Annotated in this window: 19 protein-coding genes; 18 read left to right on the top strand and 1 reads right to left on the bottom strand. The window is 66.6% G+C overall.

The genetic code is table 11. The features are described from left to right. The 7 genes from BFE01S_RS45225 to BFE01S_RS42120 form a co-directional block, all read left to right on the top strand. Window positions 1-256: hypothetical protein (locus BFE01S_RS45225; protein WP_028228990.1), on the top strand; the 256-nt coding region annotated here is incomplete at its 5' end. A gap of 8 nt (window positions 257-264) precedes the next feature. After that, a complete protein-coding gene (locus BFE01S_RS31855; protein WP_042339246.1) occupies window positions 265-780 on the top strand; it encodes a hypothetical protein in 516 nt (171 codons plus the stop codon). A 19-nt stretch (window positions 781-799) separates the two neighbouring features. Then, complete coding sequence (locus tag BFE01S_RS31850; protein ID WP_028228988.1) at window positions 800-1,669, top strand: 3'-5' exonuclease; 870 nt, start codon at window positions 800-802, stop codon at window positions 1,667-1,669. Window positions 1,670-1,806: 137 nt separating this feature from the next. Next, window positions 1,807-2,136: a hypothetical protein gene (locus tag BFE01S_RS31845; protein ID WP_028228987.1), complete on the top strand. Its 330-nt coding sequence runs from the start codon at window positions 1,807-1,809 to the stop codon at window positions 2,134-2,136. Between the two features lie 8 nt (window positions 2,137-2,144). Next, on the top strand, window positions 2,145-3,071 hold the full coding sequence (locus BFE01S_RS31840; RefSeq protein WP_245621247.1) for a DNA cytosine methyltransferase: 927 nt from the start codon (window positions 2,145-2,147) through the stop codon (window positions 3,069-3,071). Continuing rightward, window positions 3,068-3,475 (top strand): adenine nucleotide alpha hydrolase family protein, encoded by a 408-nt coding sequence (locus tag BFE01S_RS45220; protein WP_169742688.1) that lies wholly within the window; start codon window positions 3,068-3,070, stop codon window positions 3,473-3,475. Before BFE01S_RS31840 ends, BFE01S_RS45220 begins: the two co-directional genes overlap by 4 nt. Next, complete coding sequence (locus tag BFE01S_RS42120) at window positions 3,376-4,203, top strand: hypothetical protein (RefSeq protein WP_052421041.1); 828 nt, start codon at window positions 3,376-3,378, stop codon at window positions 4,201-4,203. Before BFE01S_RS45220 ends, BFE01S_RS42120 begins: the two co-directional genes overlap by 100 nt. A 129-nt stretch (window positions 4,204-4,332) precedes the next feature. Here BFE01S_RS42120 and BFE01S_RS31830 read toward each other — a convergent pair whose 3' ends face one another. Beyond that, window positions 4,333-4,548: a hypothetical protein gene (locus tag BFE01S_RS31830; protein WP_028228985.1), complete on the bottom strand. Its 216-nt coding sequence runs from the start codon at window positions 4,546-4,548 to the stop codon at window positions 4,333-4,335. A gap of 541 nt (window positions 4,549-5,089) precedes the next feature. Here BFE01S_RS31830 and BFE01S_RS31825 point away from each other — a divergent pair. The 11 genes from BFE01S_RS31825 (at window position 5,090) to BFE01S_RS31775 (ending at window position 9,236) form a co-directional block, all read left to right on the top strand. Next, window positions 5,090-5,287: a hypothetical protein gene (locus BFE01S_RS31825; protein ID WP_028228984.1), complete on the top strand. Its 198-nt coding sequence runs from the start codon at window positions 5,090-5,092 to the stop codon at window positions 5,285-5,287. An 11-nt stretch (window positions 5,288-5,298) separates the two neighbouring features. Beyond that, on the top strand, window positions 5,299-5,667 hold the full coding sequence (locus tag BFE01S_RS31820; RefSeq protein WP_028228983.1) for a hypothetical protein: 369 nt from the start codon (window positions 5,299-5,301) through the stop codon (window positions 5,665-5,667). 9 nt (window positions 5,668-5,676) lie between these two features. Beyond that, window positions 5,677-6,036, top strand: a complete 360-nt coding sequence (locus BFE01S_RS40970) for a hypothetical protein (protein ID WP_052421040.1) — start codon at window positions 5,677-5,679, stop codon at window positions 6,034-6,036. Between the two features lie 14 nt (window positions 6,037-6,050). Next, the gene (locus BFE01S_RS31810) at window positions 6,051-6,428 is read left to right on the top strand and encodes a hypothetical protein (RefSeq protein WP_028228982.1); all 378 of its coding nucleotides are present in this window, start codon (window positions 6,051-6,053) and stop codon (window positions 6,426-6,428) included. Window positions 6,429-6,445: 17 nt separating this feature from the next. Then, window positions 6,446-6,733, top strand: a complete 288-nt coding sequence (locus BFE01S_RS31805) for a hypothetical protein (protein ID WP_028228981.1) — start codon at window positions 6,446-6,448, stop codon at window positions 6,731-6,733. A 76-nt stretch (window positions 6,734-6,809) separates the two neighbouring features. After that, on the top strand, window positions 6,810-7,034 hold the full coding sequence (locus BFE01S_RS31800) for a hypothetical protein (RefSeq protein ID WP_028228980.1): 225 nt from the start codon (window positions 6,810-6,812) through the stop codon (window positions 7,032-7,034). A 14-nt stretch (window positions 7,035-7,048) separates the two neighbouring features. Further along, on the top strand, window positions 7,049-7,369 hold the full coding sequence (locus tag BFE01S_RS31795; protein ID WP_028228979.1) for a hypothetical protein: 321 nt from the start codon (window positions 7,049-7,051) through the stop codon (window positions 7,367-7,369). Between the two features lie 5 nt (window positions 7,370-7,374). After that, window positions 7,375-7,602: a hypothetical protein gene (locus BFE01S_RS31790; RefSeq protein WP_028228978.1), complete on the top strand. Its 228-nt coding sequence runs from the start codon at window positions 7,375-7,377 to the stop codon at window positions 7,600-7,602. A gap of 7 nt (window positions 7,603-7,609) precedes the next feature. Next, window positions 7,610-7,954 (top strand): hypothetical protein, encoded by a 345-nt coding sequence (locus BFE01S_RS40965; RefSeq protein WP_042339242.1) that lies wholly within the window; start codon window positions 7,610-7,612, stop codon window positions 7,952-7,954. Between the two features lie 34 nt (window positions 7,955-7,988). Then, window positions 7,989-8,993, top strand: a complete 1,005-nt coding sequence (locus BFE01S_RS40960; RefSeq protein WP_052421039.1) for a toprim domain-containing protein — start codon at window positions 7,989-7,991, stop codon at window positions 8,991-8,993. A 12-nt stretch (window positions 8,994-9,005) separates the two neighbouring features. Continuing rightward, window positions 9,006-9,236 (top strand): hypothetical protein, encoded by a 231-nt coding sequence (locus tag BFE01S_RS31775; protein WP_028228977.1) that lies wholly within the window; start codon window positions 9,006-9,008, stop codon window positions 9,234-9,236. The last annotated feature ends 5 nt before the right edge of the window (window positions 9,237-9,241 follow it).

Below are 9,241 nucleotides of genomic sequence, written 5' to 3'. Positions count from 1 at the left end.
ACGAGCCCAACAGAACGCAAGCGGTCTGGAGGCCTCGCTGAAGGAACAAAAGCAGCGATCCATCGAAGTGATCGGGAAGCTGGAAGACGGCAAGCAACGTCTGGAGCGCGAGCTTGACGAGGCTCGCCGCGAAGCCAAGGAAGCCAGCAACGCGCTGGCCAGGGCTTCAGGAGAGGCGGATACGCTGCGCTCGCAGGTCGCCAGCCAAGAGGCGACGATCCGGGGCTTCAACAAGAAGCCAGACAGCGGAAAGTGAGGGGCCTCATGGGTGCCGAGCTGATCCCTGGCGTCACCGCTGGCCATGCCCTTCTGTTCGTGGCCATCGGCTTGGTCTTTCGCTTCCTGCGCCGCGTGCCCATGATCTACGTGGTGGCGCGATTGCCGGGCACTTTCGCCCATGAGCTGCTGCACTACCTGGTCGGCTGGCTGCTGGGTGCCAAGCCGGTGTCCCTGTCGATCCGCCCATACCGCACGGTGGCGGGCCGCCTGATCTACGGCCGCGTGGAGTTCGCGCGCCTGCGCTGGTGGAACGAGGTGCCCGTAGGGCTCGCCCCGCTGCTGTTGATCCCGCTGGCCGCCTGGCTGTTCCTGCTGTCCTGCCTCGCCCCGCCGAGCGCCTTGATTAGCCCGCTGCTGATGATCCTGGCTTGGCAGTGCCTGCTGTCCTGTATGCCCAGCCTGCGAGACTGGTTTCACATCGTCAGCGGCAGCGTGGTGATCGCCATCGTCACCGTCCTGTTTCTGATCGTCCTGGAGCTGATGGGCGTCCCTCACGTCTGACCCAAAGAAGGGAGCGCGCATGAAGTACAAGAACCGCGCCGCTGCGCCGGCACACCTGCTGACGAAGACCGAGCTGAAGCAGCAGCGGCTGAAGCTGGCCACGCATCAACGTGCAGCCGGCTACTACTGGCAGGGCCACGCCTACGTGACGCTCTACGAGCCCGCCGAGGCCGTTCCGATGCGGCCGCGCAGGGAGGCCACGCCGGAGCAACTGGCCGCGCTTGCGGCTGGCCGTGCGCTGGTCGGCACGTCGCCGTGCGCCGAATGCGGCACCCGCATTGACAGTCAGCTTCTGGATCGCGCCGGCCTGTGCGGCGACTGCGCGAGGCAAGCCGAGCGCGAGGAATGGGAGCACGAAAGGCGCGCGGTTTGTGGCTGCGCCGCTGCTTGGCTCCAGAACGCGCCGCTGTTCCTGGACACGGAAACGACAGGCTTGGACGCCAGCGCCGAAATCATCGAGATCGCCATCCTGGACGCCGCTGGTGCCGTCCTTCTGGATACGCTGGTCAAGCCGCTGGGGCCAATCCAGGCCGAGGCAACGGCCGTCAACGGCATTACCGAGCAGGATGTGATGCACGCGCCTACCTGGCGCGACGTTGGCCAACAGGTCGCCAGCATCGTGGCTGATCGCCTGGTCATCGCGCACAACGCCGACTTCGACAACCGGATGATGCGGCAGACCTGCACGCTGCACGGCCTTGATGTGCCCACCTTCCGGGCCGACTGCACGATGGCCCTTCTGACTGACCTCAACGATGGACGCTGGCCGAACCTGCGAACCGCTGCAAGCCTGGCAGGGGCCAGCTTGCCCACCGGGCCACGCCATCGGGCGCGAGCCGATGCTGAGCTGTGCCGGCAGATCGTCATGGCACTCGCAGCCGGGGCCTAACTTTCGCGCGCGAAAGTCCCCAGAGTCCCCCGCCGCGACCCCTATAAAGGGTTGACTGTCCACCTTAAAAGGGTTGACGGTCAACCCATTTAAGGGTACAATTTCCCCATTGATCGACGTGATGAAAGGGGAAAGAAATGGACATCAACTGCCCGAACTGCGGTGAGCCCTGGGAGGCCTACCACATGCGCCATGACGAGCCGCACGAGTGGGGTCTGTCGGCGCTGGAGCTGAAGGACATCCTGGAAACCGGCCGCTTCAGTGGCCCCACCGACCGCATCCGCGAAGCTGCCCGCGCGGCCGGCTGGGAGTTCGCCACGGACTCGGTGCTGTCGTTCACCCGCTGCCCGTGCTGCGTGAAGGCCACGCCGCTGCGCGACGCCCTGGCCCGCAAGGAACGCACCACGGTGCTGGCCGAGCTGCTGGACGGGGACGAGGACGCCCTGGCGAGCTATCTGGCGGAGTGATCGAGCACATGGCCGCCAACATGACGGCCATCGACCTCTTTGCAGGGGCCGGTGGCTCTTCCGAAGGTGCCCGCATGGCCGGGGTGATGGTCGCATGGGCGGCCAACCACTGGCCGCTCGCCGTGCAGTACCACGAGGCAAACCACCCGACCACCTGGCACCAGTGCCAAGACCTCCAGCAAGCCGACTGGCGCGTGGTGCCGCCGCACGACATCGTGCTGGCGTCCCCCGCCTGCCAGGGCCACAGCCCGGCACGAGGCAAGGAACGGCCGCACCACGACGCGCTGCGCAGCACGGCCTGGGCCGTGGTGGCTTGCGCCGAATACCACCGCAGCCCGATCCTGCTGGTGGAGAACGTCCCGGCCTTTGAAAAGTGGGTGCTGTTCCCCGCATGGAAGGACGCGCTGCGCCGCCTGGGCTATTCCGTCTCCCCGCACCTGGTCGATGCCGCCGATCATGGCGTGCCGCAGAACCGCGAACGCCTGTTCATCGTCTGCACCCGCTCGCGCCGGCCGCTGAAGCTGCGCTTGCCGCGTCGGCCGCATGTCCCCATCGCGGACGTGCTCGAATGGGACGCGCACCCCTGGACGCCGATCAATACCGCCAGGCGCAGTCCCAACACGATCCGCCGCATCGAGGCCGGCCGCGCGGCCTTCGGCCATCGCTTCCTCGCGCCGTACTACTCCAGCGGGAGCGGCCGCACCGGGCGCAGCATCGAGCGCCCGATAGGCACCATCCCGACGCGCGACCGCTGGGCCGTCATCCAGGGCGACCAGATGCGGATGCTGGCTGTCCCCGAGGCCAAGGCCGCGATGGGCTTCCAACGCGGCTACATCCTGCCCGACAACCACGCCGAAGCCATGCACCTGCTGGGCAATGCCGTCTGCCCCGTGGTGGCCGCGGATTTCCTTGATGCTTTGCTGGCCGCCGCATGACGCCGCCCGTGGACGCCCTCATGCGGCACCGGCCTGCGGCCGGCAGCAAGGCAGCCCACACTTCGGGCGTGCTGCAAGACTGGCAGCGCTGCGCGCTGGTGGACGCGCTCGCCGGTCGCCTCATCGTCCTGTGCTTCGGCTCCGGCGTGGACTCGACGGCCATGATCGTCGCGCTGCGCGCGGCCGGCCTGCGGCCGCACGTCATCACGTTCGCCGACACGGGCGGCGAAAAACCCGAGACGCTGCGACACGTCACGCGCATGAATGAGGTGCTGCGCACCTGGGGATGGCCCGAGGTGTCGGTGTGCCGCAAGGTGCCGATGGCCTCGACGGGCTACACTACACCGACCTCTACGGCAACTGCCTCAAGAACGAGACCCTGCCGAGCCTGGCCTTTGGCCTGAAAAGCTGCTCGATCAAGTGGAAGCAAGACCCTCAAGACCAGTTCATCAAGGGGGCCAAGCGCGGCCCCAACAAGCGCGATCCGCATCCGGTCTGGCTGGACGCCCAAGCCACTGGCCAGCGCATCGTGAAGCTGATCGGCTATGACTGCGGCAAGGCAGATTTGCGCCGCTCCCAGGCCCTGAAGCCGTCTGATGCGGATTTCGACTACCTCTATCCGCTCCAGATCATCGGCTGGACTCGCCGCGACTGCGTGAGCGCGATTGCCACCGAGCTGGGCGCGCACATGGTGCCGATCAAGTCGGCGTGCTTCTTCTGCCCAGCCTCGAAGCCGTGGGAGCTGTTCTGGCTGGCCGCCGAGCATCCGAGACTGCTGGAAAAGGCGCTGCACCTGGAGCGTGTCGCGCTGACCGGGCGGCATAGCCGCTTCGATGAAGTGGAGTTCGGCGCAAGCTGGGAAGACCTGGTGCGCAACGCTGACAGTTTCCCGAGCAGCAACACGACCGTGGGCCTGGGCCGTTCGTTCGCCTGGAACCAGTGGGCACGGGTGAACAACGTGGTGGACGCGCAATTCCGGGTGCGCCGTGGCCAGCGCGAGGCTTTCCTGGCCATGTCGGACGCGCTGCGGGGTGCTGACAACGCGCTGGACGCTCGCAGCGGTGATGGGCTGAGCCCGGTGCAGGTGATCCGCTGGGTGAGCGCCAAGCCGCAGGAGCTGGAGCCGGCGTAGCCGATCCTGGGCGTGCCCCCTTCGGGGTCGGGCTGTCGTGAATCGAGCCCCGCTGCGCGTGTCTCGACCCTGCGGGCTTCCATCCCTCACGCCTCCGCGCCCTGACGGGCGCTGCGCGCTGCCGCTTGCCTACATGCGGCCTTCGCGCCAGAGCTGGTCGGCCTGATCGCGCAAGGCATCGAGCTGCCAGCGCTGGCCATCGACCTGCTGCTGGTTGTCCAGCACGAGCCCTTGCGGGCCGATGCTGGCCACCAAGCCCGAGCGATGCACGGCCGTGCGGGATACGCGCTTTGTCACCCACTGGCTGCGCCAGGGTGACAGTGCCATCAGGTGCTGGAGGTTCATGGGCGTCCTTTCGCGTGCGAAACGGCCGATTTTGGACTTTCGCGCGCGAAAGTCTGAAGTCATGCCCTGGATGGGTTCGGTGGACTGACCCGCTCCGCGCGCCGATTTGCCCCGTCCCCCTGTCGCAATTCGTGGTCAGGATGCCCTACGGCCTGGCTTCTCCGGTCAAGGGCCGCTGCGCTGCCATCCTCACCCGTTCGGTGCTCGCCTGCGGCTGCGCTCCGCGTGCGGCTTCCGGTGGCTCCCTTGACCGCGCCAGGCCTCCAGGCACCGTGCCCACGGCGACAGGTAGACGGTGCAAATCTCAAGGGTAGGCACGCGCTCCGCTGGACGCTGCAAGGCGGCCTGTGGCCGCCAAGACCTTGGGGCCTGTTCCGGCCCCAAACCCGCCCCGGCTCTTGGTTCCGGTGCAATTTTCAGCGGCAAAAGTCAACCGTTTTATTTCAACAAAAAAGGGTTGTTTTTCTGCTCAAAAAGGTTGACGGTCAACCCTTTTGCGGGTAGAATATCCCTATTGATTAAGCGATGAGGATGCCGCCCGATGAATGCCCCCAAGACCGATGAAATGCAGTTCGCTGGCTTCCAGTCTACGGACGCCGCCAAGGCTCACCGCGCCCAGCACGGCGGCTGGATTTTCGTCTCGGAGCAAGGTGGCTCGACCTGGTTTGCGCCGGCTTTCACCCCGAGCGTCATTTTCTCGCACCACGTCACCAAAGGCCTGTCCGGCAAGCTGATCTGAGGAAGCCAACCATGACCATCAACACCGAAACCGTCTTGAAGATCGCCGGGCTGGCCAGCCTGCCGGTGCCCGAGTTCCGCACCGCGCCGAGCGAGAACGGCCTGGCCTACGCCTGGCGCTGTGAAGCCCTGGGCGTGATCGTCTACGGCAACAGCCAAGACGAAGCGCGAGCCAAGTGGGTGGAGGCCTACGCCGAGGAACGCCGCGCCGGCCTGCTGGCCGCAGCTCGCCACTGGCGCGAGGAAGCCGACCGCAGCACCTTGGAGCCGTTCCAGCGCCTGTGCCGCGCGACGGCCGCCACGCTGGAAATGCAGGCCGAGGACGGCATTGCCCGCTGCGCCTGCTGCTTCCGCCCGTTCTCCGACCGTTCCAAGCACTGAGGCCCCGCCATGACGATCCGCCGCACACGCAGCGCCGAGCAGCGCGCCATCATCGACAAGCTGCACCGCCTCTGCGGGAAGCTGGGCAAGGAGCGCCGCTATCGCGTGGAGTTCGTCTGCCTCGCCCTGATCCACGGGCTTGTGAGCGACGTGACGCACTACACGCTGTGGGACGAGGGCTGGGAAGGCCTGGGCGAACGGCAATGGGATACCTGCTTTGAAATGGGCGACTCCGAGCTGGTCATCGCCGATGTGGTGGAGCGTGCCCGCCGCGAAAACTTCCTTGATGCCGTGCGCGACTACTGCACGGCCCCCGGAGCCTTCGAGCGCTGGCTGAGCTACGCCGACCGCCAGGCCTGCCTGTTCTGAGCTGGAGGCCTGCGATGCGATTCAAGCCCTTCGGCCGCTACGAGTTCAACGACACCGGGCGCAAGCGTGCGGCCTACCGGCGCAAGCTCCAGGCCGAGCGAGACGCCCTGCCGCTGTTCGCCGACCAGGTGGCCGCCGAGCAAACGCCGGTCGATGAGGAAATGGCTGGCCGCCGCGAGTGCTGGGACAGGCGCATGGCCGCAGACCGCCAACACCAAGCCGACAAGTGGCGCGAAGCACGCCGCCGACTGGCCACCTACCCGGAGCCGATCCGCACAGCATTGAAGGCCTATTGGCAGGGCTGCAAGTGGCCTGCCGATCCGACCTATCTGCTGTCGATGCTCCACATGCACGACACCAACCGCCTCGACCTGAGCGGCTACCTCAACTGACCACCAGGAGCGCACCGATGCGATACGCCACCATCGACACGGCCAGCGGCCCGATGTCCCTGGCCATCCCGAACACGACGATGGACGGAGCTGGCTTCTACGTGAGCCACAACGACCACGACACGGCCATCTATGGCTGCGAGACGACTGCCCTTGTCCTGGGCCAGATGGAGCGCTTCTACATCCTCAAGGGCGACCACCGCCGCCAGTACGCCGAGCGCCTAGCGCTGGGCTTCGAGGCCTGTCTGGACTACTACCGCGCCAACCTCGCCGATGCCCATTCCTTCAGTGACAAGACCCCCTAAATGGGGAGCGAAAAAGGGTTGACGGTCAACCCTTTAGCGAGTAGAATAAAGGCATTGATTGAGAGGGAAGACAGACATGCAAACCGCCACCACTCCGACCCGCGCAGCTCGCCGCCTGAAGGCCCACTGCCAGCGCTACAACGCCGGCTTCTATGCCCGCGAGGGTGTCTTGTCCGGTCGCTTCTTCGGTGCCCGCGTGAAGGCCGGCGCGCTGGAGGTGTTCGACGGTGAAGCGTGGCAGACCGCCGACCTGGCCAGCCAGACCTTCGCCGATCACGTCGGCCGCACTGTCTTCCTCTGATCGGAGCCACCGCCATGCAAGCGCAAGCCATCGTCCCGCACGGCCCCGCCTACTACCCCGAAATGGGCGAGCAGGCCCCCGAACGCCTGTTCCACAGCGAATTCAACTTCGCCGGCACCTACAGCCTTTGCTGGAAGCTGGAAGACGACAAGATCGCGCGCGAGCGCCTGCGCGAGTTGCGCATCTTCCCGCGCAAGGTGGAGCACCGCACCCCGGCCGAATGGCTGGAGGCCAAGCGCCTGGGCTGCGACGTGTTCTCCTGCCTCATCACCACGGCCGCGCACCGCAAGCTGCGCGATGCCGATCTGGTGGCCATCCGCACGCTGCTGGACTGATCGACATGGCCAGCTACCAGGACGCCATCCACTGGATCGCCCACAACGATGGAGCCGGCGACACGCCGGCATCCATGAGCTGGGCCGAGGCCTTCGACCAGGTGGACGGCCTCGTGACGGTCTGCCTCGTGGCGGACGTGTTCAACAAAGACCAGGCCACGGTCGCGGCTGACGTGCTGCGCGCCCGTGGCTTCAAGAAGCCTCGCGGCCTTGCCGCCAACCCCGAAAAGTGAGGATGCTATGACGCAGCACTACTACCCGACCGAGCACCAGGGCAAGCCGGCCACCATCATGATGGGCTGGGATCGCCCGCTTCAAGGCTTCTTCATGGTGATCGAGGACGGCCAGAACCGAGGCAAGTACATCTATTCCAACCTCGATGACCCCGAGCTGATCCAGTTCGGCGGCCTGCCGCCGTGCCTTGACCCGTTTCTGGCCAAGCTGGAGGCGCTGGGCTTGAGCGTGCCGGATGTCATGCTGGATGCCATCGAGCTGGACGCCGCGCTCAATGAGGGCAATCGGCGGGTGGAGTACAACCGGGACGGCAGCGTGAAGCCGCAAGAGAACAAGAGCGCGGGCCGCTGACGCGGCCGCACAACGAGACGACAGGGACAAGAACATGAACGACACCACCCACACCCCGGCCGACCAGCAAAGCCGCGTGCGCGCGCTGCTGGACGACGCAGCAGCCCACTACCGCGCCACACTGCGCGAAGCCCCGCGCGCCGTGGCCTACCTGCGCAAGCGCGGCATCACCGGGGCCGGCGCTGCCCGCTACGGCATCGGCTTCGCCGCGCCTGGCTGGCACGAGCTGGACGCCATCCTGGCGCAGCACGACCTGGCGACCATCGAGGCCTCCGGCCTCCAGGTCTTCAAGGACGGCGAGCAGCCGCGCCGCTTCGACCGCTTCCGTGATCGCATCATGTTCCCCATCCGCGACGTGTCCGGGCAGATTCGCGGCTTCGGCGGCCGCATCCTGGTGGAGTCGGACACTGCGCCGAAGTACATGAATTCCCCGGAAGGCCCGACCTTCAAGAAGCGCGAGCTGCTTTATGGGCTCTACGAGGCCCAGGCCGCCATCGAGGCCGAGGACATGGCCCTGGTGGTGGAGGGCTACCTGGACGTGGTTTCGCTCGCCCAGGCCGGTTTCCTGCCCGTGGTCGGCTCGCTGGGCACGGCCTGCACCGCTGACCAGATCGGCGCGCTGCTGACGCGCGCGACCCGCCTGGTGTTCTCGTTCGACGGTGACGCCGCTGGTCGGCGCGCGGCCGCCGCCGCGCTGGCCACCGTGCTGCCGTTCGCCGTGGACGCCAACCGCATCGAATTCCTGTTCCTGCCCGCCGAGCATGACCCGGATTCCTTCGTGCGCGCGCACGGGCTGGACGCCTTCAAGAACGAGCTGGCCAAGGCGGTGCCCCTGGCAAGCTATCTCCAGCAGATCATTTCCGAGGGCTGCAACTTCGAGCACGCCGAGGGCCGCTCGCTCTGCGCTTCGCGCGCTCGCGCCTATTGGGATGCGCTGCCCGATGGCCAGTGCCGTGACGAGCTGGTGGCCTACTGCTGCCGTGTGACCCGCTTCACAGAGGCCGAGCTGCTGGATGTGTGGCGGCTGACCAGGGGCTAAGCTGAGCTGGCTATGGAGCTGAACCCGAAGCACGGCAAGCTGTACTGGTGCCGGTATGGATGGAAGGGCGGCCAGCAGGTGTGCCTGTTCCTGGGCTACAGCGGCGATGGCTATGTGGTCAGGAAGTGGCGTGCCAACTCGGGCCGCTGGACTGATCGCGTGACGATCCGCAAGGCTGATCTGGTCGGCGTGGTGACGGCGAAGGATTGCCGTGCGCTTGAGGTGGATGTCAGCAAGCTCTAACCCCT

This window comes from Paraburkholderia ferrariae NBRC 106233 (assembly GCF_000685035.1).
GTDB classification, from domain to species: Bacteria; Pseudomonadota; Gammaproteobacteria; order Burkholderiales; family Burkholderiaceae; genus Paraburkholderia; species Paraburkholderia ferrariae.
Note: the sequence above shows the minus strand (reverse complement) of the source record. Positions and strands in the feature narration are given on the sequence as shown.

What these genes read in the sequence shown, in the direction of transcription:
- BFE01S_RS31855 (WP_042339246.1), top strand. Translation starts at nt 265, where the DNA reads ATGGGTGCCGAGCTGATCCCTGGCGTCACCGCTGGCCATGCCCTTCTG.
- BFE01S_RS31850 (WP_028228988.1), top strand. Translation starts at nt 800, where the DNA reads ATGAAGTACAAGAACCGCGCCGCTGCGCCGGCACACCTGCTGACGAAG.
- BFE01S_RS31845 (WP_028228987.1), top strand. Translation starts at nt 1,807, where the DNA reads ATGGACATCAACTGCCCGAACTGCGGTGAGCCCTGGGAGGCCTACCAC.
- BFE01S_RS31840 (WP_245621247.1), top strand. Translation starts at nt 2,145, where the DNA reads ATGGCCGCCAACATGACGGCCATCGACCTCTTTGCAGGGGCCGGTGGC.
- BFE01S_RS45220 (WP_169742688.1), top strand. Translation starts at nt 3,068, where the DNA reads ATGACGCCGCCCGTGGACGCCCTCATGCGGCACCGGCCTGCGGCCGGC.
- BFE01S_RS31830 (WP_028228985.1), bottom strand. Translation starts at nt 4,548, where the DNA reads ATGAACCTCCAGCACCTGATGGCACTGTCACCCTGGCGCAGCCAGTGG.
- BFE01S_RS31825 (WP_028228984.1), top strand. Translation starts at nt 5,090, where the DNA reads ATGAATGCCCCCAAGACCGATGAAATGCAGTTCGCTGGCTTCCAGTCT.
- BFE01S_RS31820 (WP_028228983.1), top strand. Translation starts at nt 5,299, where the DNA reads ATGACCATCAACACCGAAACCGTCTTGAAGATCGCCGGGCTGGCCAGC.
- BFE01S_RS40970 (WP_052421040.1), top strand. Translation starts at nt 5,677, where the DNA reads ATGACGATCCGCCGCACACGCAGCGCCGAGCAGCGCGCCATCATCGAC.
- BFE01S_RS31810 (WP_028228982.1), top strand. Translation starts at nt 6,051, where the DNA reads ATGCGATTCAAGCCCTTCGGCCGCTACGAGTTCAACGACACCGGGCGC.
- BFE01S_RS31805 (WP_028228981.1), top strand. Translation starts at nt 6,446, where the DNA reads ATGCGATACGCCACCATCGACACGGCCAGCGGCCCGATGTCCCTGGCC.
- BFE01S_RS31800 (WP_028228980.1), top strand. Translation starts at nt 6,810, where the DNA reads ATGCAAACCGCCACCACTCCGACCCGCGCAGCTCGCCGCCTGAAGGCC.
- BFE01S_RS31795 (WP_028228979.1), top strand. Translation starts at nt 7,049, where the DNA reads ATGCAAGCGCAAGCCATCGTCCCGCACGGCCCCGCCTACTACCCCGAA.
- BFE01S_RS31790 (WP_028228978.1), top strand. Translation starts at nt 7,375, where the DNA reads ATGGCCAGCTACCAGGACGCCATCCACTGGATCGCCCACAACGATGGA.
- BFE01S_RS40965 (WP_042339242.1), top strand. Translation starts at nt 7,610, where the DNA reads ATGACGCAGCACTACTACCCGACCGAGCACCAGGGCAAGCCGGCCACC.
- BFE01S_RS40960 (WP_052421039.1), top strand. Translation starts at nt 7,989, where the DNA reads ATGAACGACACCACCCACACCCCGGCCGACCAGCAAAGCCGCGTGCGC.
- BFE01S_RS31775 (WP_028228977.1), top strand. Translation starts at nt 9,006, where the DNA reads ATGGAGCTGAACCCGAAGCACGGCAAGCTGTACTGGTGCCGGTATGGA.